Below are 25,765 nucleotides of genomic sequence, written 5' to 3'. Positions count from 1 at the left end.
AATGCAAGAAGTATTAAAAAAATATAAACATTATCTCATTGTTTTGGTTGCTCTACTTGTTGCAAATGAAATTACAGTTCCATTGTATGAAGCGATAACAGTTGAGCAACAGAAACTATTTCTTACAACTAAGCGCGTCGCAAAAACAGAGGCTGTGATTGCTCAAACAAATGCAATCGAGATGAATGAAGTTAAGGTGATGGTAGCAAAGAAAAAGGCCGAAGCACTTTTCTTTAAAGCTGAGTCTGAATCACAACTAAAACTACTGGCACAGGAAAAAATCGAATCAATATTAGCGCAATCAGGATGTGAGTTTAGTGCTATTACTTGGAAAGGTAATCAACCGCTGAATGAAGAGATTACTGAATGGCGAATTGAAGTAAGATACAACGCTAACCCAAGTTGTATCATTAGTGCTACTAGAAATATTGAAGCAGCTACTCCTGTTATTCGTATTGGTGATTATGTCTATGGTGGTAAAAAAATAAACTCACGACCAAATGAACAGTTGAGAGGTACTCTAGAATTGAAACTGTGGCAGTCAAAGGTAGTTTTATGAAGATCTTTACTCTGATCGTGACTCTTGTATCTTGTTTTATCGCAATTAATGATATTTTGCCTGAAGATGCTGTTAAAGAAGAAGCTCGAGAAGTTTCTTTTGATACTGGGCTTGGTAAGTTAGCGTCTTTGCCAGAAGAGTTAGCGCTAGAAAGGTCTTGGAAAGAGGCTAAAAAAAAGTTCGATAAAGAGCTTGAAGAAAGAAGAAACCCCAAACCACAAGCTAAACCAACAGTAAGTAAGCCTAAAACCAAGGTGCCAACCTTAAATATAAATGGAATTGAATATAGTTTGCTTGCTGTGGTAAATGCGGGGAAGAGTCCGTATATACTACTTAAGTCTCCGAGTCATCCACTTAAAAAGGTTGAATTAAATATGGATATTGCACCAAGTGTGAAATTAAAAGAAGTGTATAATGACCGCATCCTTGTTGCAGTGGGAGATAGTGTGAAAGAATTTAAATTATTTGAGCGTAAAAAATCATGAATCCAGTTTCAGTTAAAAAAAGCTTAGTATCACTATCTGTGTTATTAGCATTATCAGGGTGTGCATTAACTAATCCCAATGCAGGGTTGCAACAAGAAAAAACTGAAATTGGAAAATCGTATTTAGAATCAAGTAATGTAGAAAATACTAAAGATGTTATCACTACTGAATCTGTGGAGAAGTTAGGTGGTACAGAGGTTTTAAACCGATTAAGTGAAAATGATAAAGACATAACGTTAGGTATAGACTTAGCAGCTCGTTTTGGGGAAGAAAAGAAATTTCATATTTCAGCAAATGCATTACCTGTAAATGATTTTATCAATTATGTTTTTGGCGAAACATTAAACGTATCTTATTTAGTTGAGCCTCAAGTAAAAGCGTTAACTTCACCAGTGACGTTAAATCTAAATGAGCAAGTAACGGGCGCAAAGCTATTTTCATTGACACAACAGATTTTATCTCAAACTAAAATAGACGTGTCGTTTCGAGATGGTATTTATTATTTACATATGCTTGCTGATGGTGCGCAAAGTAACACGGCGTTTGGTTTTGGCCGAACACAAAGCAGTGTTCCCAACGTATCAGGTCATGTGTTGCAGTTGGTCAAACTGGATTTTGACCTGAGCACGTCGTTACGAAAAGTAATTCAAGATTTGACAGGTGTTGAAGTTTTTCATGATCGAGGGCAATCACTAGTTACATTAAAAGGTGACAAAGAAAAAGTGCAACGTGCACTTTCTTTGCTGGTTATGTTTGATAGCTCTATGATTTACAACAAATCCTCGGCGTTATTGACATTCCAATACATCGATAGCAAAACATTTATTGAGAAAGCAAAAGCGATCCTTTCGGAAGAAGGTATTGAGGTTGGGGAAGGGCTACGCGCAAGCAAAAATGTAGCATTTGTACCGATAGAGCACTTAGGTAAAGTTGCAGTGTTTGCAAACTCTGACGAGATTGTTGATAGAGTTGCTTATTGGAGAAATACCTTAGACAAACCCGCAACAGGTACCGATCAAAGCTTCTTTATTTATCATCCAAAATTTGCACGAGCTATGGACTTAGGTGCGAGCTTAGCACCTTTAATTGGGGGGGCAGCTCCGGCTGGTGCAACTAGGGAAGAGAGAACATCAGCAAGTGATAGAGGTCAAACTAAAACTTCAAGCAAGGTTCCGAGTAAAACGACATCAATAGAAGGTGATAATATCCGCTTGGTAGTTGATGACAGAACGAACTCCTTAATTTTTTATGGTGAAGGCCGCTTTTATCAAGAATTGCAACCAATTATTAAGCAGCTAGATATTATGCCAAAGCAAGTAATGCTAGAAGTTATTATTGCCGAGGTAAAGCTGACAGGGAGCTTTTCAAAAGGGGTAGAGTACGCTATTAAAAACAGTTCTTCCGGAAATAGGACAAATACAGTTTCTTTTAGTGGAGAAAGCGGCTTTTCATATTCAATTGTTGGTTTAAACGGTAATTTTGCTGTTAACCTCAATCAAAAAGATGGATTAGTTAATGTTTTATCTCGCCCTACGCTATTGGTACGTGATGGCGTATCTGCAAATATTAGTGTGGGTGATAATATCCCGACCATTGGCAGTACTACCAGTGACCCAATTAGTGGTGATAGAGAAACAACACAAATAGAATATCGAAAAACAGGTGTTAATTTAACGGTAGTACCAACGGTGAATGCGCAAGGTACAATAATTATGGAGATTCAACAGGATATTTCTAATGAATCGCCTGATGGCTCAAGTATAAACGGAAGTCCGTCAATTTTTGAAAGAAAAATATCTACAGAAGTTGTGGCTGGTGACGGGCAAACTGTGATACTTGGTGGTTTGATTAGTGAAAATAATTCTACTAACTCAAATGCGGTTCCTTTGTTGGGCAGTATTCCTGTTTTAGGGCACTTATTCAGAACAGATTCGAATAATCAAGATAAAACAGAGTTGGTGGTTTTAGTGACGCCAAAAATTGTACATAACTTAGAAGATTGGAATCGCGTAAAGTCATCTTTCTTGAGTGGTTTAGAGAATGTTAGTTTTTAACAAAAAATCTACATAAATACTTGAAAAAGTATCAAAGTCGGGTTAACTTTTGCAGGCTTACTAGTTTATTAGATTTTCGTGATTGTGCTCTGTTAACAAACTTGTCATAATCGCGGTATAAAATGGAATTAAAGTTGTAATAAACTATTTTTCTAAAAATAACAATGCGTAAGTAGAACAAGTCAGTAGAAATGATGAGACATAATATATTTTGTGTAAAAATAATACGTTAAATCATTAAAATAATAACTCTATGACTTGACAATGTGGGTTTGAGCCCTTAAATTGCAAGGATTCGGTAAACTCCTTGCCGAATCCTTAAAAGTTCTTGGTTTGAAGCAACTCCGCTTTAGACCAGTTTCATGAAACTTGGAGAATGGAAATAATGAAATTTTACAAAAAGGCGTTACTAGCTACTGCTATCGCTACTTCATTCGGCGCTAGCGCTGCATCTATCAGCACGACAAACGTGCTTAAACTTTCTAAAGAAGGTATTGCAGCTAAAGTTACTGCTGGTGCTACTCAACTTTCTTTCGACGTTATCGTTGACAAGAACCACCCAGCTGCATCACGTATCACTTTATCTTTCGATAAAGCTGTATCACTAGGTGATTTATCAACTTGTACAGGTCCAGTAGCTACTGACCCGTCAACTGGTAACGGTTTATGTGGCTTTGTAGGTACAGATGCAGCAGACGCATCACACTACGCGCTACAGTTCGACTATGGTACAGGTTCATTCACGTTCGATAACGTTGCTGTTCAAGTACGTGATGACAAAAAAGGTTTAGTTGACGCTATCTCTTTTGACGTTAACCTAGGTAACCCACTAGTTGCTGACTCAGCATTCCGCGTAATTATCGGTTCTACAGAAGAAGCTGGTGCAACTACAGCTACTCTAGCTACTGTATTAGGTGAGTCTTATGTAACTTACTCTTCAGTTCAAGCTGATCTTGAAACTCCTATCGAAGACGGTATGGGCAAAATCGCTACTGAAGTTAGCCAGTTCGCATTTGAAGTAAGCAAAAAGTTCGATGGCATCATCGACCGTGACGACCTAACAACTTTTGTTGATGGTTCTACAGACCAGTCAGTATGGACTTTCGTGAACGACGAGACTCTAGGTGCTGCTCTTATGCTTACTAGCGCAGACGTTCTATACTCAGGTAACTTCAAAACAGTTACTACTGGTGAAGTTGCAGCTTCTGAACTAGCTATCGGTACTGGTGTATACGGTTCTTTCCCTGCATACGTTGAAATGTCTACAGGTACTTCACCTGTTGCTGTAGGTTTAGGCCAACTACTTCTAGATACAACTTTAGAAGATAGCACTAAGCAATCTTACACAGGTAAAATTGACTTTACTCGCCCTGCTGCTTCTACAGACGCTATTCCGGTAACTACTCCAACTAACGTTTCTGTAACTATCGACGCTTCTAACATTGGTGTTCCAGCTGCAGAATTTAACGACGTTATCTTCAAAGACGTTGCTGGTGGTGAATGGAAGATTGATGCAACTATCATCAACGTTCCTTACTACGTAGTTAACCACGCTGATACTCAGTCTAACATCCACATGGCTAACGAAGCTGATGAAGTTGCAGACGTAATCATCTCAGCTATCGATGACAAGGGTAACGAGTACGGTCCAGTTGACCTAGGTATCGACCTAGCTGGTAACACTGTAACTAAAGTTAAGCCTAAGCAAATCAAAGATGCGCTAGGTATTGACGACACTACAGTTCTTAAGCTAAGCGTTACTTTCAACATTGATGCATACGCTCAAGACGTTGCTGCTTACGCGTTCTCGCAAAACAGCCAAGGTCGTTCTGAGGTTTCTAACTCTCAGTACAAAGTTGACGGTAAAATCGTTAAGTCTAAAACAGCACTTTAATTTTTAATTAATATTGCTAATATAAACCCGGCCTAGTGCCGGGTTTATTTTTTGGGAGATAATATGAAAAAAATACTTGCTACCACAATTAGCGCTTTATTTTCTTTTAATGTGTTGGCAAATGCATGCTTAGTTAATGTTGAGTTTGCGAATCCGCCTCAAGTAAAACATGAAACTCATAAATTAAATGAGAATATATCTCTTGAGATGTCTCAGCAATTAGATGTACAAACATTTGGTAACATCAAAGTTGCAACCAATGTTACCTGTCAGAAGCTTATTGGTACTGAATACACTGGTAGTGAACAGGAGTGGAATAATTTCATTGGTACTGCTAGGAAAGGCTTGTTAGCTACAGGACATAAAGATTTAAAGATTACAGTATTTCCAAATGACAATGAGCTATTTGATGGCAAACATCAATCATTAGAGTATCGCTTTTCAGGAGAGAGAGCTGGTAACAAACAGCTGATTTATAATCTTGCGGTGTTAAATAAAACACAAAATACTCTGTATGTTTTTGCTGTTAGCGGTCATGAGAACGCTAAAAAAGAAATTGAAGAAGAATTTTCAAGACTTAAAAAGTCAGTTCAGTTTCCAATTTAAATAATGGGCGTATTGCCCATTATTTAAATTGCCCTATTGATTAATAGCTTTCATACAACGTTATATTCATTTCGCATAGTTTTAATAACTCATCATATTGTTTTAATTTCTTTTGACTGTGAATTAGTAAATTCTTTACTTCTTGCCAATGTGCGAGATTTGCTATCTTTATATGTGAAATTAGTTGATTTACCAAATCATCAATCTGCTTAATATTATATTCCGAAGTATCTCTATTTATATACTTATTGAGTATGTGAGTTAAAACCCGAGTAAGTGAGTTTCTGTTATTGTAATCAGGAAACACAACACGAGATAGAGCTAAATTACTATTATTAGATTCAATATACTCAGGGTAGAGCTCTTCTAAATCTTTGATATTGTCATCTAATTTATTGCTATCATTCATTTTTGGTAAGTTATCAATGAATATTTTGTATCCATTGGAGAGCGTAGCCGTCAAAGGGATTGAAATCGCTTTCATCGATGACTGGTCAATGTATCCATAGACAAAATAGGTAGTGAGCGGGTCGTTGCTATTATACTTAACACATAGTTGATTATTATTATCAGTGAAGCTCTTTACTTGTATTGCACGCTCATTATAGGAAGGCTTATAACCCGGTGCGTTGGCATTATGATTTAAAAGGTCAATTATGCCTAAAAGCCCCTGTCTATTCTCACTAACCTTTATTTTTGCGCCTTCTAAGTGTTTTTGCTCATAGTTAAACTCTCTTGAACCAAAAAAAGTTTTGATTGTAAGTTCATCGCCACTTAATTTTGATAAATGTTGAATAGCGTGACTTTTACTAATAGGTAAAGTGAACAAATTAATAATTGGATCTGATAGGTTCAGATTAATTAACGGGTTGGTCTGCCTCCAGTGAGCTATTTTATCTGTTAAATTGTAAAGGGAAATGAATAGCTGCATTAGCTCATTGGCGTGTGGGTTTAATTGTAGGGCTTTTGGAGATGCATTTAGGTTATCTCCGTTTAGAGTAAAAATAAAATCATCTAGCAGTGGAATGGAAGTTAAAGGAACTGAGATTGCTATAGCCTCTTGTTGCAATTTATCCGAATTTTGTAACTCGATACTAAGTTGACCACTGTTTTCTATTAGAGTTAGGCCTTTAACGAATTTTCCACCTAACGCGATCGTTTTTTCGCATATATTAGTTAGTACGCTATGTATTTCTGGAGATGAGGTCTTTATATGTGGAAATTGGTAGTCGATTGATTTTTGTTTTGTTGTAGAACTTGGTTGCTTTAACTTTTTAACCCAAGTTTGATTGCCAAAAGCTTGTTCGATGATAGAAATGTGCCTATCTAATTCTGTCGAAGTTAAATTTTCTTTGACCAATTGAGTGATGAGTATTAGTTTTTCGATAGGGTAATTTGTAATGTGCTGATACATAAAGTTTAATGTATCAATTGTTTCTTGGTAAAGGCCTAAACAGAGTAGGGCGATCACCTTAAAGCAATATGCTTCTGTATCAAAGCCGGATACTGTTTTTAATTTATCAGCATGAAAGTGTAGACGTTCATAATTGCTTAGGTTGTAGTAGCACTTAACCAAATTAAATCGCGCTTCGAAAGCTGAGCTAGCATGTTCTAACGCGATGACTTCTTCGAGATATTTTGCAGCTAATGCCCAGTTTTGTAGTCTGAGGTAAGCCGCGGCAAGGTTGTTAATTGCATTTGTTTTTTCTGCTAAGTTTGATGAAAGCGATAAGCTTTTCTCAAACTTTATTGTGGCAAGCTTTATGCTTTTGAGTTCGATCAAACACACACCCTCTAGTTCTAATGAGGTGTATGTTGGTTTGCTTGCATTGATTTTTTTTAATACTGATAGGCTCTTAGTATATTTCTTCGATTGAAAAAGTTGTATCGCTTTTTGTAATTTATTATCCATATTTACTCTTTCACATAGTTGTAATTTTCCATTTCAAATTGACACAAACTATCAAGTTTACTTTCGACTTTTGAAGATGAGAAATAATCTTCAAGTGTCATCTTTATTGAGGACTGTTCTTTTGTCAGGTTTGAGTCTGTTTGATTACGTTTTTTAATGTCAAGCTTGACCTTATATCGTTCAAAACAAGCTTGTTTAAACTTGTATAACTCTTCCAGTATGCCCACAACTTTAAATTGGTCAATATTTTCCCTAAAAAGTATTTGTTGAGACGCTGCGTCGTGTTCATCTTTAGGAAAGTAACCAGTTATGTATGATGTCTGCATATTGGCCATTTGCCAGCCTCTACGTCCAAACACTATTTCATTTGCTTCGTTGATTACATCTTGCATTGAATTAGCATATGGAGGCATTGCAGATAAATGATTAGTCATTTTGTTGAATATGTAATTAGATTTAAAACGCGCTTTTGGGTTGCGCAGTACAGTTATAAAATCATACTTTTTTGAATAGTGTTTTAACAACTTGCTATTCACTGCAAGGTGGCCACTCACATAATTCCAATCTTGATTTAAATGGTAAAGTAATGCGTCTTGTAGTGTATCTATGTGCAATTCGCTAAAATCGCAAGCATCAGTTAAGTTAGAGATTGAACGTTCAAACTTATATAAGCTCGTTGCAATTAAAGGTGAGCGGATAATTTTTCTTTCACCGGGTTGTGCGAATTTTGAACGCATAGCGTTGTCTATAGAGATACCACCACACTTGGCAAGGTGGATAAATGCAATGCGATTTTGCTGCTGTGATTTAGTAATCCTACTTATTTTGAGTTCGTACCCAGCACTGTGTGCTACTTTTAAAATGCTGCTTTTTAATAAATTACGCATAAGGTTTGTTTTTTATTGAGAGTAATGAAATGCAATTTGGCACGCAGTTTATCATTGCTGCTGTCATCAAGTAAGCAAATGGGCGTGTTTGCCTAAATATGAATAATGAAATGAATCCTGCAAACGTGTAGCTCGTAACACTTGCGATTGCCGCTCCGACACCACCTAAGGTTGGGATAAGCAGTAGATTCAATAAGATGTTTATGGCTGCACCTATAAAGTGTGTCCAAAGGCTATATTTATAATTATTGGATAAGATTAACCACTTACTAAATATCGCTCTTTGGAATACGAAAATACAAGCCCAGATATGAATCGTTAATATTGATGCGCTTTGTTTGTAACTTTCACCAAACAAAAACTCAATGAGTGGTTCTGCAACTAAAGTAGTGGTTGATGCGATGACAATAGCACTTAAAAATAGTGCTGAAAGCAGCAATTTACAATGTTTGTCATATGTAGCCCTTTGCTTTGTGTAGTTATTTGTCAGTAAAGGGTTAAACGCATTAGCAAGCAATACGGGGAAAATATACCAAAATTCAGACAGCTTAGCTGCTACTGCATATTGAGCTGTTTGCTCCATACCAATCATTTGACTGAGCATTACTTGGTCTATCTTTAAGTATAAGATCATTGCAAATGAGCTTAAAAACAACCACTTTGATTTATGAAAAAATCGTTTGATTGTTGGCGTATACGTTGTTCTGAAGTTTTGTTCTTGGTCTATGTTGTTGTTTGTATAAATGAGCCAGTATGCTAACGCTATAAGTAGGTATTCACTACCTAAAATAAAGATAAGTGATGTTAAACTGTACTTATAAATAAGCGCGATTAAAAACATAAACTTAATAGTTATCCTAATAGCCACTCGATATGGCATTGTTTTCCATACCTGCTGTTGTGACATGAATAAATACTCGACAAGGTTAAAGATGTTGAACATCTGGAAAAACAATAAAATTGAAACCAATTGAAGCTCATAGGACGCCCCATAGACAAAAAAGCCAAGCACGATACCAACAAGTGCTGCGAATATGGCACCAAAAAGCCGTATCCGTAATGCAGCACAAAAATAAAAGTGTTTAGAATTCGGGTACTTTATAAAGTATTTTGAAGATAAATTGTTCAGCCCTAACGTGGTGAAGGGTAATAAAAGGCTTGCGAAGGCAAGGACAGATGAATATGTACCTACCAGTTCTATAGCTAAATAACGCGTCAACAAAATAACTGTTATAAAATTTAAGGCCAGTAAGAGCCACTTTTCACAAAAAAGCAATATTGTATTAGTTATACTTTTTTTGAGATCACTCATTAATCAAACTCAACATATTTGTTGTTAGAATAAATAGCTTTCTTCTCCATACCTTTTAATGCTGAGCAATAACCTGCCATTGTTGAATTGTAACTGCTTAACAGTTCGGGTTTTATTGATATTCTTTTGATATTTTCTATATTTCTAACGAGATCGAATTGACCTGCTTGGCTTTGCTCTTTTCCGGATATAGACGTCATTAGATTGAACTCTACTTCGCTGCTAAACTTCAGATCTAACGTGTCAAATATACGTTTAAACTGATTTAATGGAGATGCTAAAAGTTCTTCATATACAATAGCCTCTCCTAATGCTAATTCATGAAACTTTTTTTCTATGAACCCTTGTAAAAAACCAATTTGGTAGAAAAAATCCTGTTTGACTAAGTCGGGTTCTAGGGTTAACAAATTAGATATCTCATTATCGGTGAACCGGGTTTCGAATTGGTTTGGTTTATCCCAGCCAAGTGCTTCATAACTTTTGGCAATTGAAAAAGGGTGTCGCGTAAGGTAGACAAGCTTAATATCGAGTTGAGCAAGCTCATCGATGATCAAAGGATTAACTTCTTTTATGATAATAGGGAGTTTTACATTATTACTTGTCCACTGGCTTGGCTCTGGTACAGCGGAGTTCAAAAATGTTAGTTCGGTTGAAAAAGCTTTTTTTAGTAAACTGTAATACAAAGGCCAATTTTCACACTTATTTCTGCTGAACACGGAAGCGCTCATTGATTTATGATAATAAAACGCAGTTGTTATCGGCTCTCTAAGGTATCTAGTATATTTGCCATGCCCTATGATTGAACCTACCCAGCTAGAGCCTGAACGTGGAAACGAAAGTAAATAAATAGGGGAAGAACACTGGTATTGTTTTTTTACTCTTAGGGTTAATGAGGGAGATTTAATAAAAAGTTTAGTTACAGATAAACATTTTTTTATTCTTTTAGGGAGGTATTGATAAAATTGTTTCAATTTGTAACCCGGAATTGTGATTGGTTTAGAATTAAAATCAAATTTTAACCTTATTTTCTTATTACAGAAAGCTTTGATGTACCACAATCTTTCTGCATTAGCTTTATTCTTTAGAGCCTATGTATTATTGCTTATATGTTACATAAGCGTGTATACTTTGCGCCGATTTGTAATGATTTTAAGCGCTATTAAAGGTATGTATGAGAGTTTGGATTGATCTTGTAAACTCGCCACATGTTGTTTTCTTTTTACCAATAATTAAAAGGCTTAAACAAGAAGGCGTTGAGGTAGAGGTCACTTATAGGAATTTTGCGCAAACAGCACAGCTTGTAAAGAAGCATAACTTAGACGCTACCTTAATTGATGGACATGGTGGTAAAAATAAACTAGCTAAAGTGTTTAGTCTAATTGCCAGAACAGCGGCTCTTTTTCGCTATGCTAAAAACAAAAAGTTCGATGTTGCTCTTTCTCATAACTCTTATTTTCAATTAGCAGCAGCCAAACTACTTGGTATTCCTAGCCTAACAAGCATGGATTTTGAAGGCCAGCCAGCAAATCATATCGCGTTTCGACTCGCCAGTATTGTAAGTTTACCTACTGCGTTTCCACAGCAAAATGCATTAAAGTTCGGTGCTAAGCAAATTCGCCGTTACAGCGGTCTAAAAGAAGATATTTGTTTAGCTGACTTTCAAAAAACAGCAAATTATTCTTCAGTTATTCAAGAGGCGTTTGCTCTTTCAGAAAATGAAATGCGTAAGCCGCTTGTTGTTGTAAGACCGCCACCAACTCTTGCGCTTTATCATAATAACGATGAATCATTTTTTGATTTATGTTTAACACGCTTATGTGAAATAGATGTGACAGTGTTGGTGTTGCCTCGTGTAGAATCGCAAAAAGTAGCTTTAGAAAGCAAATTCCCTAATTTTAAGTTTTCGCAACGCGTACTAGATGGTCTTCAGTTAGTTAATTGTGCTGACGCCGTTATTAGTGGTGGAGGCAGCATGAACAGAGAAGCCGCTTGTTTAAATACGCCAGCCTATACTTTGTTTTCGGGTGAATTACCAAACGTAGACAAACAGCTTGAAAAAGAAGGGCTGTTGATTGCGTTAAATAATGAATTACAGATTAAAAATTTAGATATAAAGAAAAAAGAAACCGTTAGAAACGCTGCAAATCAACAGGCAATTTCTGACTTTATGTCACATATCAATGAATTAAAACAGGCAGGATAAAATGACAACAGCTTTTATTCACCAAACTGCTGAGGTAAGTCCAAAAGCGCAGTTGGCAGACAATGTAAAGGTTTGGAACTTAGTGCAAGTTCGTGAAAATGCGCAAATAGGTGAAAACACGATTCTGTCTAAAAACGTTTATATTGATTTTGAAGTTTCGATAGGTGCAAACGTTAAAATTCAAAACAACGTTTCTGTTTATAATGGCGTTACTATTGAAGATGATGTATTTGTTGGCCCTTCAGCAATTTTTACCAATGACTTTCGACCGCGTGCAGTAAACCCTGATTGGAAAGTGACACCAACATTAATTAAAAAAGGTGCGTCGATTGGTGCAGGTGCGACTTTGGTGTGTGGCATTGAGGTCGGTGAGTACGCCATGATTGGCTCTGGTGCTGTGGTTAATAAAACTATTCCTGCACATGCCTTAGTTGTGGGCAATCCGGCCAAAGTAGTTGGCTTTGTTTATAAAAATGGCGAGCGAGTGTTGTCAGAACACATATCTAACGTTGATAAAGAAAAGCAATGTATTGAGTTTATCGAGCCATCAACGCAAGAAGTTTTATCTCTTCCTTTAAGCGTTATTAAAGTTTTACCAGTTTTTTAAATTATTAAGTGAGTTTTTTATGATTAATATGGCTAAGCCTGAAATGGGTGAAGAAGAAATTAATGCCGTTGTTGATGTAATGAAATCGGGGATGATTGCAACAGGTGCAGTAGTAGCCGATTTTGAACAAAAATTTGCAGATTACATTGGCATGCCTTTTGGCGCAGCTTCATGTAATGGTACAACCGCACTACATATTGCGCTTTTAGCACTTGGTATTGGTGAGGGTGATAAAGTTTTAACAACCCCGTTTACCTTTATTGCGTCAAGTAACTCAATTTTATTTAATCGTTCAGTTCCTGTTTTTGTCGATATTGATCCGCAAACCTTTACGTTAGATTTGGATAAGTTAGAAGCGTATCTGGAGTCTAATTATGACGAATCAATTAAAGCTATTATGGTTGTCCATATCTTTGGTTTAGCATGTGATATGAACCGCCTGCAACAAATTGCTAAGAAATACAGTTTAAAAGTTATTGAAGATTGCGCACAAAGCCATGGTGCGTTAGTTAATGAACAAAAAGCTGGTAGCTTTGGTGATGCATCATGTTTTAGTTTTTACCCAACAAAGAATATGACTACTTCGGAAGGTGGCATTACGTTATTTAAAGATGAGTCAGTTGCTGCACTTGGTCGTAAGTATTTAAATCACGGTCGAGTTGATCAATATGAGCATGATGTTTTAGGGTACAACTATCGTATGACCAATATTGCAGCTGCCATTGGTTTGGAGCAGCTTAAAAAGCTGGATGGTATGAATGATGTGCGTCGCCGAAATGCAGCTATTTACGATAAAGAACTCTCAGGTAACCCGTATATTAAAACGCCAATAGAGCCAAATGGATTTAAGCATGTATATCATCAGTATACAGTTGTAATTGAAGGTGTTGAACGTGCTGAAGTACAGGCTTTATTAGCGGAAAATCAAATTGGCTCAGCAATTGTTTATCCATTTAGTATCACTGAGCAAGTATTCTACAATGATAAAAGCGTTAATGTCGGTGACGAAAACGCTCGCGCTTTATCAAGAAAAGTCTTATCATTACCTGTTCACCCTGCACTTACAGAAGAAAATGTCTTAAAAGTTTGTAGTGTATTAAATACCCTAGCAAAATAGGTATAAGAAAATGAATTCACCTAAAAAAACAGTTCGCATTGGTGTTGCTGGTGCGGGTTCAATGGGCCGTAATCATGTGCGGGTAGCGGTAGCGAATCCTCTTGTTGAATGTATTGGTTTATATGATCCGAATGAGCAACAAGGCAGTAACGTTGCGAAAGAATTTGGTTGTAAATATTTTAATGATTTCCAAACCTTTCTAGAGCAAGTTGATGCTGTTGTTTTAGCAGCACCTACAACTTTGCACTTTGAACTTGCTAAGCAAATTCTTTTGCAAGATAAACACTGCTTAATTGAAAAGCCAATAACTGTCGAGGTTTCCGAAGCAGAAGAGTTAAAAGCTATTGCGGAAGAGCGTCATTTAACCTTAGCTGTGGGGCACGTGGAACGCTACAACCCAGTTTATCCTGAGTTACAAAAAATCCTTGAAGATAAAGAAATTTTAGCGATTAAAGCTAATCGTTTATCTTATAATACAAGTCGTGCCAATGATGTTGATGTTGTTTTAGATTTAATGATCCACGACATTGATAATGTGAATTGCCTTGTGCCCGGTCAGTTAGAGTTAGTTGGTGCCGTTGGCGGCAATTTCTATACTAACAACTCAGACTATGTTACTGCAATTTTTAAAGGTGCAAATGGGGTTGTTTGTGATATCACAGCTAGTAAAGCGTCACAGACAAAGCAGCGCACAATCTTAATTTCTTGTGAAAACTGTTTTATTAATGTCGACTTTCTACGCAAAGAGATTGAAGTGAATCGTTATGCTCAAGGTGCATACGTGTCTTCCAATAGCGATATTAAATATAAGCAAGAAAGCTTAGTTGAACGTGTTTTTGTTCCGAATGTTGAGCCGCTAATGGCTGAGCATACCGATTTTGCTGAAGCAATTCTTTTTGGTAGAGCACCAAGAGTGACTGCACAGGATGGAATTGAAGCATTAAAAATTGCAATTGGAGTGCAGGCGCAATGCAAAAATTAGCAATTCGATTATGTGACATAATCTTTGCTTTTTTAGCTTTATCGTTGTTTTTTCCAGTACTTCTAGTTTTAGCAATGCTGGTTGCAATTAAAATGGGGCGACCTGTTTTTTTTGCACAAAAAAGACTTGGTCTTGGTGGTAAAGTTATAACTATCTACAAGTTTCGCAGTATGCTTAATGAAGTAGTAGTTGATGATAGTGAGCTTGAAAAGGTCAATGAGTTTACTATCAAGTATAAGAATGCCCCAAGGATTACACCACTTGGTTCGTTTTTACGAAAAACTAGCTTAGACGAGTTACCCCAATTATGGAACGTGCTTGTTGGTGATATGTCAATTGTCGGGCCTCGACCTTGGGTGCCTGAAGAGTATGAGAAATTACCAAAGGAGTGGTTTAAAAGGTTAGATGCTAAACCTGGAATTACAGGGCTTGCACAAATTAATGGTCGTAGCGACTTACCTATGGATGAAATCGTTGCAAATGATGTACTTTGGGTAAATAAGCAGACTATTAAGCATTATATTTCACTTATTTTTAAAACCGTTACCTACACATTTAAAATGAAAAACGTTTATTAAATATGAATGTGTTAGTTGTATCAAATATGGGGCCGAAAAAAAGTGCCCCTGTTTTGGGTTTATTTGTTAATAATCAAGTAAAACGCCTTAAGCATGATATTAGTAATCTCGACTATTTTTATATGCGTTGGAATGGTGACTCGTTTTTTCACCGATTATTTAAATATCCATTTTTTTTCTTTAGCTTTTTTATTAGTGTTGTTTTAAACCCTAAAAAAATCGATTTAATCCATATCCATTATTATTACCCAACCATCTTATCTGCATGGTTGTATAAGTTGTTACGTAATAAACACGTTAAAGTGGTCGTAACTTGTCATGGTGGAGATATTTATTGTTATCAAAGCCCAAGTCAAACTTATAAAAAGCTGATTGGTATTGTCGATCACTGGATATTCACCTCAAAGCGCTTGCAGCAAAGCTTTTATGCTCAAAATATTTCTTACTCTATTTTAAGCGCAGGCTTTGATGAGTCTATTTATTTTCAAAAAACAGATATCGCAAAGCAATATGACGTTGCTTTTGTTGGTTGTTTGGATCACAACAAAGGAACCGATCGATTAGAAGCATTGGTCAAAGCATGCCCCGAAAAAAGCTTTATTGTGATTGGTATGGGGCCTCATTTAACGCGCTTTTTAACACTCAGCAAGACTTATAAAAACCTCAATGTAACGGGGGCACTACCCGCAGATGAAGTTGCAAAGCACTTGACCCAAAGTCGCTTACTCATAAGTTTATCGCGTAATGAATCATTTGGCCTTGTTATGACAGAGGCTATGGCGTGTGGGACTCCGGTAATTGCAACTAAAACCCATGGGTCGGAAGAGCAGTTGAAAGGTTCTGCTTATTTAATTGAACAAAGTAGTGAATCAGAGTTAATTTCAGCGTTTATAAAGGCACTTAATTCGGTATTATCGGCTGAGTCGCATGAGTATCAAAAGCTGTCTGAGAATGCTTTAGCTATTTCAAATAAATACAGATTAGAATCGATTTGCTTTGAGATAGAAGCAATATATCGCAATTTGGTGGCTAAATAATGACTCATAAATTGCTAAGTGTGGGCATCTATATACCGTCAAAGAATCGCCTAGAGCTTTTGAAAAAGGCGATAGATTCTGTGTTGTTGCAAAGCTATCAGAATTTTAAGATTTGTGTTGTTGATGATGGATCAACCGATGGTACTTTCGAATATTTAAGTAATTTAAACAACCCTAAAATCTCTTTTATTCGAAATGAGCAGTCTATTGGTGCTTGTGCTTCTCGTAATAAAGCAATTGAAAGCCTTGATACCGACTTAGTAACAGGCTTAGATGATGATGATGTGTTTTTGCCAAGTCGTTTAGAAGATTTACTTAACGTGTATGACGATAAGTATGCTTTTGTTTGCAGTGGTTACTTTTGGGATTATGGCACCCATAAAAAGTCATTGTTTGCGAAAAGCAAAGTAATATCGCTATCTAATGCGTTAGATTTAAATCAATGCTCTAATCAAATTCTAGTAAAAAGAGAACGTGTTATATCGGTTAATGGCTTTGATGCTAACTTACCTGCACTACAAGATCATGATCTATGGGTGCGTTTGATTGCAAAATTTGGTGATGCGTACCGCTTGGGTAAAGAACTCTACATTGTAAATGATGATCGCGGTTTAGAGCGTATATCGTCCGTGCAAAATAAGTTGCGAGCGATTGATTTGTTTGAAAATAAACATTACGCGATAATGTCGAAACGAAATAGGGAGAACTTCTCTTTTTATCGTAAGAAAATAAAAGGCGATAAAATTTCGTTTTTAGAACTCCTTACATCAAGTAAATACGGCTTATCTAATTTGAAAATGCGTCATGCTTTTTCACAATCATTAGAATCTCTTTCTAAACATCGATTGCAGTATATGGCGCATGGCAAAGTAGAAAATGCCAAGCTTAACTGGCTTTTGACTATTTTTGCACCGCTGCTCGCAACAGGTGGACCTGGTGCTTCAAGAGTTATTTTACTTTCTTCGTGTATTTTCTTTTTAGGCGCTGGGAATACTGCGTCATTTGGCAGCGACTTCTTTATTTTAATGCTGCTTAATACAGCGTTTAGTCAGAGTTTTGGCTTTTTTGTATTAAAGCAAGAGTACTTGGGAAGTTTTAAAAGCGTTTTAAAACAGTCCATGTTAGGGCTGTTTAGCTCAAGTGCAATTTTAGTCTGTCTGTTTTTTGCTGGAATAATTGCAAATATCTATTTCACACTAATGCTAGTCTGGATATTGCACTTTTATTATATCTATCGCTTTAAACGCATCGCCAATCATGGTTTTGTTATTTTGGCAATTTCAGAATGTTTAATTGCTTTAGCTTGCCTTGCTATACCGTTGCTTATGAGTTTAAACGGTTTTGAACATCCAAATGCACCTTATTTTGTTTATGTTGTTGCTTGTTTGATTGGCTTAGTAACAGTGATGATACTGGACAATGCTTCAAGTAGTATGGAAAGAAAACATATTCCATTAAGAAGCGTCGCAAATATTGCTGTTTCAACAACAGCTAGCATTTTTGCCGTTTTTTGCTTTCCATTTATCTCAAAAGAAATTTTTGAACCTGAAACTGCTTCTTATGTTGCTTTAGCTATTTCGTGTTTTTCGATTGCTATGTTAATTCCAAGAACTTATGCAAACAAATCAATGAAAATCATGGCAAATGACCAGCTTAATTGGGTACAACTGGCAAAAATTAATAAAGCCTACAGCAAGATTATCTGGTTAAGTTGCATTGGTGGGTTAGCCTTTACAGCTCTTTATTTGATTATTCTTGGAATTAGTTGGCAAATGGCTGTTTCGATTCCAGTGATGATCATGTTTGTATTTATCTGCTCGCAATATGGATTTGCAAATTTAACCTCGTTAAGTTTACACGGTGAAGAAGCAACCGTTGCACAGTTGAACTTATTCGTTTTGACAATTTCGGTTGTGGTTCTAATGCTGCTTTCTTTGCACATTATAGATAATTCTAATTTATATTGGGTGCTACCAGCAATTTGTGGTGGCTTTATTTTTAGGAATTTTAGAGCAAAAAGAATTGCTTTAGATAGGTTTAACAAGGTACATAACAGCTAATGGATAACAAGAAAACAGTTTCTAGTGATTTAGCAAAGTTTGTCACAATTTTGATTGATAGTTATAAAAGCATCGTAATTATTACGTTTATAGGGGCTGCTCTTTCAATTTTTCTATCTTTGCAGATCCCTAATAAATATAAATCAGATGCAAAAATTGTCGCTTCTACAGAAGACAACAAAGGGGGGCTTGGAGCTATAGCCGGACAATTTGGTGGCTTAGCGAATATGGCTGGTATATCTCTTGGGGGGAAGAGTGATGTTAACCTGCTTATGGATACACTTAAGTCTCGCAACTTTTTAAAGTCGTTTATAGAAAAAGAAGATATTAAAGTTGAAATTTTCGCAGTAGAGGGGTGGGATATGAGTAGCAATGAGTTACTGTTTAACCCTGAAATATACGATATAGATAGCAAAAAATGGGTCAGAAAGCCTGAGGGGTTGAGGCAATCAGAACCATCATTAGAAGAAACTTACACTAAGTTCTCCGAAATGATTAATGTTGCTAGAAATAAAAAGACTGATTTATTAACGGTTTCTTTAACCTTTTATTCGCCAGAAATATCGAAACTATGGCTAGAAAAATTACTAGAGCACTTAAGTGAGTACCTAAGAGAGCAAGATAAACTCGAAGCTCAAAAAAGCTTAGACTATTTATCCAATAATAGAAAAGAGATAGCTATCTCCGAACTGCGAGTAGTGTTTGCTGAGCTATTGAGAGAGCAACATCAAAAATTGATGCTGGCAAATGTTAAAAGTATTTATGGCTATGAAATTAGAGATAGTGCATACATGCCAGAAGAGAAAGCTTCTCCTAAACGTGCGATTATTGTTATTGTGTCGACTTTCTTTGCTTTTGTTTTGAGCATTGCTTTTGTATTCATCAGAAAGTTTATCGGTATAGTTAAAAATGCTTGAGCAAACTATTTGCTTATTGTTAATTCTAGGCGCATGTTTCGTACTGAAATTTTCTAACCCTTTGGTACGAATCTATGTAGCTGCATTTATAGCTTATTTTTATATTGGATGGGTGTTTGCTCGAAACATGACCTTGTTTCAGCTAACAATGTATAATTTGTGTGTGCTTCTATTACTGAGTGGTGTGGTTTTAGCCAACTTAATTTGTAAGGTTATTGACAGTGAGCGTCGCTTAGCAGCCACTAAGTTTCACATACAAGAAAGTGGTGGGAAATTTAACCCATTAACTAACTTAGTACTCGTATTGCTACTATCTATTGCATTTGCTAGTTATCTTTTGTTAATTGCTATGCATGGCCTACCTGTATTAAATATTTCTGAGCGAACAGAAGTTTCAGGTGTTTTTACATATCTAATTGGTTTGGTTTGGATCTTATACCCTTTTATTTTTTATCGTGTACCTAAACGATATCTGTTAATCGTTACTTTTTTCGTACTACTAATGATGTTAACTATGGGCTATCGGACACCATTAGTGCTTACCCTACTCATGTTCTTTATATTAAATTGGAAGTTTAATCGTTTTAAGCTGTCAAACTCCGCGAAGCTGTTCGCAGTTTTATTAATGGCCAGTATTGTAACCATCTATCCACTTCTAAGGTTTCAAGAGGATCCCGAAGCTATTGTTAGATTGTTAGGAAATCTTGATTTACCTCCTGAATGGTTTATTTTAGCGCCATCAGTATTAGTTTTTGCTGAAGGTGCGAGTGTTGTAAAAGGAATTACAATGATTTCACCGGATGTCGGCCTGCAATATGGCCAATTTACATGGGCTGGTTTCTCGACCATGCTACCAGGAGAGCAAACACATAGTCGTACACTTTTATCCTTTTGGCTGGGAAGAACTAATTGGCAAGAATCAACCACCACATCATCAATCATAGGGCAGTATTACTTAGAATTTGGGGCTTTAGGTGCCTACATACTTAGTTTTATTAGTGGCTTTCTGATAGCGTTAGGCAGTCATCGCTTCTTAACCAGGAGCTCTATTTTTTCGGGGGCGCCATTTCTGATTGTTTTTTCATTGTTTTTAATTTCAATTCATACGGGTATGCTTGATCCAATAGTTATATACACATTAGTAATATATGCCGTCGTATTATTAGCTAATCATTTAGGGCAAGTTATATTTAAGCAAGCTTAGAGGGATATTATTCGGTGCAAAGGTTTAAGATTTTAATATTATTTTTATTTTTATTTTTATGTGGATGTGGTGACAAGAGTTTTAATGATAAAACTGTTATTAACGATGATCTTTTTAATGTTGTTTCAACAAACGCCAAGGTTCTTTTGGATGTACTTGAAAATGATGTTTTGGAGGTTAGCGAGTTCCAATTGTGCTTACCCGAAAATTCAACTCTAAATGGATTCGATTTAACTATTGAAAATAACCAAATTGCAGTTTCGCTGAACGAGGATTTTAGCGGCCATGATGAATTCGACTATTGTGTACTTTATGCGGATAAAAAGCAAGTTGCTTCAGTCAAGCTTGAGATTGAAAGCCTGGCGATTCAAGAAATTCTCAATCCACCTAGCATAATTATAGCGGGTGAATCAGTTGAAGTAGGGTTAGGGTTTAACGCTATTGTAGACAAAAGCGAATTGATTGAATCTCTAAAAGCAGAGCTAGCCCTGAGCGATGTTGAACAATCAGTTGAGCTTAATTTATTGGGAGTAGAGTACCTCTCGGGCGTTTATAAAATCACTTTTAATGTTGCTGAAAACACTAGTTTTTATCGCAATGAAAAAGCAATAGTCAAAGTCAACTTACTAGGCTCCGAAAAACCTTTGCAATTTGAGACACGTTTTTATTCTAAGCCTAAAATGGCACAACTGAATTGGCCACAACGTTCTATATTTACAAGACAAGAATATCTGGATAACGCACAACAGGGAATCATAGATTTTCATTGGCTAAATCTGGGTAAGTGGAAATTACCTGAAACTCATACGTGGGAAGAAGATCCGTATCACAATGTAAGTTGGAAGCTTTTTTATCATAGTTTGGGTTGGCTAACGCCAATTGCGCAATTGTATAAAGAGACGGGTGATACTGAGCTGCTTGACAAACTAAATGAAGTAATTATCAGCTATGATCAAAAGTTTGCTCTCGGTGCGTTAGATTTAAAAACCGCATATCGTGAAGATGCTGTCGCTTTAAGAGTTAATCACCTTCTTTACCTATATTTAGAAATGCGCGAGTATTTATCAGTTGATGCTAATAATGCGTTAAATTCATTGTTCGACAAAGATGCCGTTATGCTCCAGCAGTATTTAGATGATCCTACTTATGACGATGATAATCACGGTTTAATTCAAGCCAAGTCGGGCCTAAATTTATACTCAGTTTTTTCATATAAAGACAAATTTAAAAAGATCGGTGAAAGTAGTTTGTCACGGGTCAATAAAGCTTCTGTGCTGATGTTTGATGCACGTAGTGGCCAGAATGTTGAGCAGGCTTCTGAATATCATTTTATAGGTATTTCTATGTTGCTTGAAGCAAAGCTGCAGTTAAACAATCTTAAAATTGAACCTTCTCAAACCTTAATCGAAACGTTAGATAAAGCTATTTTATTTTCCGCATATTTATTAAATGATGAAGGATATACACCAGCAATTGGGGATTCATATTCAAATAAGTATTGGCGTGGATATGTTAATCGATATTATGAGCTGTTTAATGAATTAAATGAAACTTTTGAACAGTTTAAAGAGTATGGACAAGATGCGCTAGATAACCTGTTTGTTTCTGATAATGAAGGCTTAGTGATTGCTAAGAGTAGAAATAATTCAGGTGAGTTGAATAAAGTTTTTTTTGATGCGGGACCAAAGAGAATTGTTCATGGGCATTTCGATAATTTAAATCTTTTAGTGCAGCTTGCGGGCACGCAACTGCTAGTTGATTCTGGAGGGCCTTTTAATTATGGAAATTCAGGTCGGCGAAATTTCTGGTCTATTTCAGCTCATAACTCACTCGTTATTAATCGCTTAGAATCGAATGAGTTTGATGCAATACTAACGCAGGTTGAGAAAATGGACGGTTATTACTATTTCTCAGGGGTACAACCCAACCCTGATGAGGTGAACCATAAACGTACAGTCATATTTTCGACTTATCCTGAGGAATGGGTGTTAGTACTTGATTGGGTGGAGTCGCAAGATGCCTCTTTTCGTGTTGAGGAGTATTGGCATTATAACAAGCATGCTGAGATTTCATCAGCTAACGGATCTCTTATCAAGGTTGGAGCAAAAGAGTTTACACATTTAACATTGCCTAATACAAAAACGTGTAAGCTTGTAAAGGGAAGTTTTGATGAAAACAATATTCCAAAGTTAGGTTGGGTTTCTGAGTCTTACAATACAGCTGAGCCTGCATATGTAAAACGTTGTGAAAGCCTTGGTACTTATTACCAAAAAGCAAATTTATTTTCGCAAAAAGGAAAGATAGAGCATTTTAGTGTTGTTGAAAATGAATCAGAATATGTAAATATGAGAGTAAATAATACGATTTACCAAGTTGACAAGATTAATCAAAAAGTTAATATTGTTGAATGAAAATTATACAAATGGATTTGAGGTGATATGAATATTGTAAATAATAAAAAGCACTACCTTGTAGTGCTTTTTTTTGTGATGTTTTTAGTGGCGTGTGGAAGCGGAACTGAAACCTCTACACCGGCTCAAGGAGCTGTGGATACTGGGGGGGATATTGATAGAACGACGAGTCCTTTTAAACTACTTGGCAGTTACAAGAGTCTCATAGAAATACCGAAAGTGGGGAATTATACATTGAAATTGAAACTAACCCAGAGTATGAATATTTATATGATATTGATTGGGGGGATGGCACTACAGATAAAAATGTAAGTCAGACAATTCGCCATGTATATAAGTCTGCGGGTACCTATGAAGTATCTATTTATGGTACGTTCCCTCACTTTAAATTAAAGTATGAGCATCTAAGCGGTATGGTTGGCCCATATTGTGTTGCCTGTAATCAAATCCAGAGCGTCGATCAATGGGGGGATATTGAATGGCGTGATATGACAGAGTCTTTCTGGCATACGAGTTCAAATTTTAAAATTATTGCTACAGATACTCCAAACTTATCGAGTGTAAAAAGTACAAGTAAAATGTTTATTGGATCGCAAGCTCAGATAGATATTAATCATTGGAATATGTCTTCTATTGAAGATATGTCGTACATGTTTAACAGTAGTGCTTTTAACAGAAATATCGCAGATTGGGATGTCAGTAATGTGAAAAATATGGCGTTTATGTTTGCCGGAACTCGCCCGCAATATGAAGGAATAGGCCATGCCAAGACAAAATTTAATCAAGATATTGTAAGTTGGGATGTCTCCAGAGTAACAAATATGGAAGGCATGTTTGAAGCGAGTGAGTTCAATCAGCCTTTAAATTCTTGGGATGTATCAAATGTAACCAACATGGCTTACATGTTTTCTACTAGTCAGTTTAACAATGATATCAGTAAGTGGAATGTTTCTAATGTGACAACAATGTCACACATGTTTGCTGGTGGTAAATATGGTTTTGATCTGTCAGTCTTTAATCAAGATATAAGTGATTGGGACGTATCTAATGTTACTAACATGTCTTATATGTTTTTCCATTCACAGTTTAATCAACCTATTGGCAATTGGGATGTATCTCAAGTAAATGACATGTCATTTATGTTTTCAGGTGAAAGAACCGATATTTACATTACAGGTTTACTGTCAAAAAAATCAAATAAGTTTAATCAAGACTTATCCGGATGGGACGTATCAAGTGTTACAAATATGAATGGAATGTTTAGTGGTGCTGCTTTCAACCATAATATATCTTCATGGGATGTGCGCTCAGTAGTCTCGATGGCATTTATGTTTTCTGACAGTGCATTTAATTATGGACTATCTACTTGGAACGTTGGCGCTGTCATGAATATGAGGGGTATGTTTTTAGGTAGTGAGTTTAATTCATCACTGGAAAATTGGGATGTGTCGAGTGTTGAGGATATGTCTTATATGTTCTTTGGGAGTAAGTTTAATCAAGATATTGCAAAGTGGAGTACCCAAAGTGTTACGGATATGACTGGTATGTTTGCCAAAAGTCAGTTTAATACTGAAATTGATCAATGGGATGTATCTCGTGTCGTCAGTATGAGGGATATGTTTAGAGAAGCAGCTTTTAATCAGCCAATTACAAATTGGGATGTGTCGAGTGTAGCGAATATGTCCGGAATGTTTAGTAGAAGCAAGCTTTCAGCAGGTGAATTGTTAACTTATTGGCAGTTGACAAGTTTGACTGATATATCTTACATGTTTGCTGGCAATGATAGCACTCCTGATTTAAGTAATTGGAATGTGTCAAATATTGTCAATATGAAAGGTTTGTTTAGCGGCACAAAAGTTACGACTGATTTGAGCTTATGGGATGTATCAAGTGTATCCAATATGGACGAACTCTTCAAAAATAGTGACTTTAATCAAGATATTAGTAGATGGGACGTCGGGAATGTCGTATCCATGAAGGGAGTGTTCGAGGGTAGTAACTTTAATCAGTACATCGGCGACTGGAACACTAGCAATGTCATTACAATGGAAAACTTATTTAAAGGCAGTGAATTTGATCAAGATATTAGCGGTTGGGATGTGAGTCGTGTAGAGTCGATGAAGCATATGTTTGAAAGTAGTAGATTTAATCAAGTTATTGATACCTGGAATACAGCTAGTCTCAAAGATATACGCTTTATGTTTTTCAAAAGTCAGTTTAATCAATCAATAAGCTCTTGGAATGTGTCTAAAGTTACATCATTGGAGTCGACGTTTGCATTTTCAAAATTCAATCAACCCATCGGGAGTTGGGATGTATCGAGTGTTGAATCACTTAAAAACACTTTTTACAATTCAGAGTTTTCACAAAGCTTAAATGCTTGGGATGTTTCGAACGTAACTGAAATGATACACACATTTGCTAATAGTCAGTTTAATAATGATATATCACAATGGAATGTCGCGAAAGTTTATACCATGCACGGTATGTTCAAAGGAAGCAAATTTAATCAACCGCTTAATAGCTGGAACACTGAAAATTTGAAATATCTAAGCTCTATGTTCGAAGGAGCGTCTTTTAATCAACCTTTAGATAGTTGGCATTTAGGCCAAGCGCATTATCTAGGATACATGTTTAAAGGTTCGCAGTTTAACCAAGATATTAGTAATTGGGACGTAACTTATGTAAGGGATATGCGTGGTTTTTTATCTGAGAATACGTTTTTCTCAGTTGAAAATTATGATCGCCTTCTTCAAGAGTGGAGCCAGTTAGGTTTACGTAACGAAGTAACATTGGATATTCCGCAGTTTTATACACAAGCTGGTGAATCAGGTAGGCAAAAATTAGTTGAATATTTCTTGTGGAAAATTGTCGATAAGGGTAAAAAGCCAGCACAGTAAAATAAAAAGCGTGGATGAGTAAGCCACGCTTTTATTTTTT

The 25,765-nt window shown here is 36.3% G+C and carries 21 protein-coding genes; 17 read left to right on the top strand and 4 right to left on the bottom strand.

What is annotated here, in order from left to right; translation table 11 throughout:
* Position 1: 1 nt before the first annotated feature.
* From C2M30_RS06310 to C2M30_RS06290, 5 genes are all read left to right on the top strand, one after another.
* Positions 2-559 (top strand): hypothetical protein, encoded by a 558-nt coding sequence (locus tag C2M30_RS06310; protein WP_105171058.1) that lies wholly within the window; start codon positions 2-4, stop codon positions 557-559.
* Positions 556-1,044, top strand: coding sequence for a hypothetical protein (locus tag C2M30_RS06305; protein WP_105171057.1), 489 nt, complete (start codon positions 556-558; stop codon positions 1,042-1,044). The genes C2M30_RS06310 and C2M30_RS06305 overlap by 4 nt, the downstream gene beginning before the upstream one ends.
* A complete protein-coding gene (locus tag C2M30_RS06300) occupies positions 1,041-3,098 on the top strand; it encodes a secretin N-terminal domain-containing protein (RefSeq protein WP_105171056.1) in 2,058 nt (685 codons plus the stop codon). Before C2M30_RS06305 ends, C2M30_RS06300 begins: the two co-directional genes overlap by 4 nt.
* Before the next feature lie 385 nt (positions 3,099-3,483).
* Positions 3,484-4,992, top strand: a complete 1,509-nt coding sequence (locus tag C2M30_RS06295; protein ID WP_105171055.1) for a hypothetical protein — start codon at positions 3,484-3,486, stop codon at positions 4,990-4,992.
* 63 nt (positions 4,993-5,055) lie between these two features.
* Entirely contained in the window at positions 5,056-5,598 is a 543-nt protein-coding gene (locus C2M30_RS06290) for a hypothetical protein (RefSeq protein ID WP_105171054.1), read from the top strand.
* A 40-nt stretch (positions 5,599-5,638) separates the two neighbouring features.
* Here C2M30_RS06290 and C2M30_RS06285 read toward each other — a convergent pair whose 3' ends face one another.
* Genes C2M30_RS06285 through C2M30_RS06270 form a run of 4 tightly spaced genes read right to left on the bottom strand, consistent with a single transcriptional unit; the run spans position 5,639 to position 10,767 of the window.
* The gene (locus C2M30_RS06285) at positions 5,639-7,510 is read right to left on the bottom strand and encodes a tetratricopeptide repeat protein (RefSeq protein WP_105171053.1); all 1,872 of its coding nucleotides are present in this window, start codon (positions 7,508-7,510) and stop codon (positions 5,639-5,641) included.
* A gap of 2 nt (positions 7,511-7,512) precedes the next feature.
* Complete coding sequence (locus C2M30_RS06280; protein WP_105171052.1) at positions 7,513-8,397, bottom strand: hypothetical protein; 885 nt, start codon at positions 8,395-8,397, stop codon at positions 7,513-7,515.
* Positions 8,390-9,709 carry a flippase gene (locus C2M30_RS06275; protein WP_105171051.1) on the bottom strand — a complete coding sequence of 440 codons (1,320 nt, stop codon included), beginning with the start codon at positions 9,707-9,709 and terminating at the stop codon, positions 8,390-8,392. The genes C2M30_RS06280 and C2M30_RS06275 overlap by 8 nt, the downstream gene beginning before the upstream one ends.
* Entirely contained in the window at positions 9,709-10,767 is a 1,059-nt protein-coding gene (locus C2M30_RS06270; RefSeq protein WP_158683336.1) for a hypothetical protein, read from the bottom strand. Before C2M30_RS06270 ends, C2M30_RS06275 begins: the two co-directional genes overlap by 1 nt.
* A gap of 113 nt (positions 10,768-10,880) precedes the next feature.
* Between C2M30_RS06270 and C2M30_RS06265 the strand changes: the two genes are divergently transcribed.
* The 12 genes from C2M30_RS06265 (at position 10,881) to C2M30_RS06210 (ending at position 25,725) form a co-directional block, all read left to right on the top strand.
* Complete coding sequence (locus C2M30_RS06265) at positions 10,881-11,912, top strand: DUF354 domain-containing protein (RefSeq protein WP_105171049.1); 1,032 nt, start codon at positions 10,881-10,883, stop codon at positions 11,910-11,912.
* A gap of 1 nt (position 11,913) precedes the next feature.
* Positions 11,914-12,519 carry an acyltransferase gene (locus C2M30_RS06260; protein WP_105171048.1) on the top strand — a complete coding sequence of 202 codons (606 nt, stop codon included), beginning with the start codon at positions 11,914-11,916 and terminating at the stop codon, positions 12,517-12,519.
* Positions 12,520-12,538: 19 nt separating this feature from the next.
* Positions 12,539-13,636, top strand: a complete 1,098-nt coding sequence (locus C2M30_RS06255; RefSeq protein ID WP_105171047.1) for a DegT/DnrJ/EryC1/StrS family aminotransferase — start codon at positions 12,539-12,541, stop codon at positions 13,634-13,636.
* Positions 13,637-13,646: 10 nt separating this feature from the next.
* A complete protein-coding gene (locus C2M30_RS06250; protein ID WP_100912563.1) occupies positions 13,647-14,618 on the top strand; it encodes a Gfo/Idh/MocA family protein in 972 nt (323 codons plus the stop codon).
* Positions 14,606-15,196: a sugar transferase gene (locus C2M30_RS06245; protein WP_105171046.1), complete on the top strand. Its 591-nt coding sequence runs from the start codon at positions 14,606-14,608 to the stop codon at positions 15,194-15,196. The genes C2M30_RS06250 and C2M30_RS06245 overlap by 13 nt, the downstream gene beginning before the upstream one ends.
* A gap of 2 nt (positions 15,197-15,198) precedes the next feature.
* Positions 15,199-16,233: a glycosyltransferase family 4 protein gene (locus C2M30_RS06240; protein WP_105171045.1), complete on the top strand. Its 1,035-nt coding sequence runs from the start codon at positions 15,199-15,201 to the stop codon at positions 16,231-16,233.
* Positions 16,233-18,293, top strand: coding sequence for a glycosyltransferase (locus tag C2M30_RS06235; RefSeq protein WP_105171044.1), 2,061 nt, complete (start codon positions 16,233-16,235; stop codon positions 18,291-18,293). Before C2M30_RS06240 ends, C2M30_RS06235 begins: the two co-directional genes overlap by 1 nt.
* Positions 18,293-19,210: a GNVR domain-containing protein gene (locus tag C2M30_RS06230; protein ID WP_105171043.1), complete on the top strand. Its 918-nt coding sequence runs from the start codon at positions 18,293-18,295 to the stop codon at positions 19,208-19,210. The genes C2M30_RS06235 and C2M30_RS06230 overlap by 1 nt, the downstream gene beginning before the upstream one ends.
* A complete protein-coding gene (locus C2M30_RS06225) occupies positions 19,203-20,414 on the top strand; it encodes a hypothetical protein (protein ID WP_105171042.1) in 1,212 nt (403 codons plus the stop codon). The genes C2M30_RS06230 and C2M30_RS06225 overlap by 8 nt, the downstream gene beginning before the upstream one ends.
* A 14-nt stretch (positions 20,415-20,428) precedes the next feature.
* Positions 20,429-22,825, top strand: coding sequence for a heparinase II/III domain-containing protein (locus tag C2M30_RS06220; protein WP_105171041.1), 2,397 nt, complete (start codon positions 20,429-20,431; stop codon positions 22,823-22,825).
* 27 nt (positions 22,826-22,852) lie between these two features.
* Positions 22,853-23,137, top strand: coding sequence for a hypothetical protein (locus C2M30_RS06215; RefSeq protein WP_105171040.1), 285 nt, complete (start codon positions 22,853-22,855; stop codon positions 23,135-23,137).
* Between the two features lie 176 nt (positions 23,138-23,313).
* Positions 23,314-25,725, top strand: coding sequence for a BspA family leucine-rich repeat surface protein (locus tag C2M30_RS06210; RefSeq protein ID WP_158683335.1), 2,412 nt, complete (start codon positions 23,314-23,316; stop codon positions 25,723-25,725).
* Positions 25,726-25,765 lie beyond the last annotated feature (40 nt).

Origin of the sequence: Pseudoalteromonas sp. T1lg24, from assembly GCF_002964745.1 — a bacterium.
Taxonomy (GTDB): domain Bacteria; phylum Pseudomonadota; class Gammaproteobacteria; order Enterobacterales; family Alteromonadaceae; genus Pseudoalteromonas; species Pseudoalteromonas spongiae.
Note: the sequence above shows the minus strand (reverse complement) of the source record. Positions and strands in the feature narration are given on the sequence as shown.

Bases quoted from the DNA above. Each gene is read 5' to 3' on its own strand.
- C2M30_RS06310 (WP_105171058.1), top strand. From the start codon at position 2: ATGCAAGAAGTATTAAAAAAATATAAACATTATCTCATTGTTTTGGTT.
- C2M30_RS06305 (WP_105171057.1), top strand. From the start codon at position 556: ATGAAGATCTTTACTCTGATCGTGACTCTTGTATCTTGTTTTATCGCA.
- C2M30_RS06300 (WP_105171056.1), top strand. From the start codon at position 1,041: ATGAATCCAGTTTCAGTTAAAAAAAGCTTAGTATCACTATCTGTGTTA.
- C2M30_RS06295 (WP_105171055.1), top strand. From the start codon at position 3,484: ATGAAATTTTACAAAAAGGCGTTACTAGCTACTGCTATCGCTACTTCA.
- C2M30_RS06290 (WP_105171054.1), top strand. From the start codon at position 5,056: ATGAAAAAAATACTTGCTACCACAATTAGCGCTTTATTTTCTTTTAAT.
- C2M30_RS06285 (WP_105171053.1), bottom strand. From the start codon at position 7,510: ATGGATAATAAATTACAAAAAGCGATACAACTTTTTCAATCGAAGAAA.
- C2M30_RS06280 (WP_105171052.1), bottom strand. From the start codon at position 8,397: ATGCGTAATTTATTAAAAAGCAGCATTTTAAAAGTAGCACACAGTGCT.
- C2M30_RS06275 (WP_105171051.1), bottom strand. From the start codon at position 9,709: ATGAGTGATCTCAAAAAAAGTATAACTAATACAATATTGCTTTTTTGT.
- C2M30_RS06265 (WP_105171049.1), top strand. From the start codon at position 10,881: ATGAGAGTTTGGATTGATCTTGTAAACTCGCCACATGTTGTTTTCTTT.
- C2M30_RS06260 (WP_105171048.1), top strand. From the start codon at position 11,914: ATGACAACAGCTTTTATTCACCAAACTGCTGAGGTAAGTCCAAAAGCG.
- C2M30_RS06255 (WP_105171047.1), top strand. From the start codon at position 12,539: ATGATTAATATGGCTAAGCCTGAAATGGGTGAAGAAGAAATTAATGCC.
- C2M30_RS06250 (WP_100912563.1), top strand. From the start codon at position 13,647: ATGAATTCACCTAAAAAAACAGTTCGCATTGGTGTTGCTGGTGCGGGT.
- C2M30_RS06245 (WP_105171046.1), top strand. From the start codon at position 14,606: ATGCAAAAATTAGCAATTCGATTATGTGACATAATCTTTGCTTTTTTA.
- C2M30_RS06240 (WP_105171045.1), top strand. From the start codon at position 15,199: ATGAATGTGTTAGTTGTATCAAATATGGGGCCGAAAAAAAGTGCCCCT.
- C2M30_RS06235 (WP_105171044.1), top strand. From the start codon at position 16,233: ATGACTCATAAATTGCTAAGTGTGGGCATCTATATACCGTCAAAGAAT.
- C2M30_RS06230 (WP_105171043.1), top strand. From the start codon at position 18,293: ATGGATAACAAGAAAACAGTTTCTAGTGATTTAGCAAAGTTTGTCACA.
- C2M30_RS06225 (WP_105171042.1), top strand. From the start codon at position 19,203: ATGCTTGAGCAAACTATTTGCTTATTGTTAATTCTAGGCGCATGTTTC.
- C2M30_RS06215 (WP_105171040.1), top strand. From the start codon at position 22,853: ATGAATATTGTAAATAATAAAAAGCACTACCTTGTAGTGCTTTTTTTT.
- C2M30_RS06210 (WP_158683335.1), top strand. From the start codon at position 23,314: ATGACAGAGTCTTTCTGGCATACGAGTTCAAATTTTAAAATTATTGCT.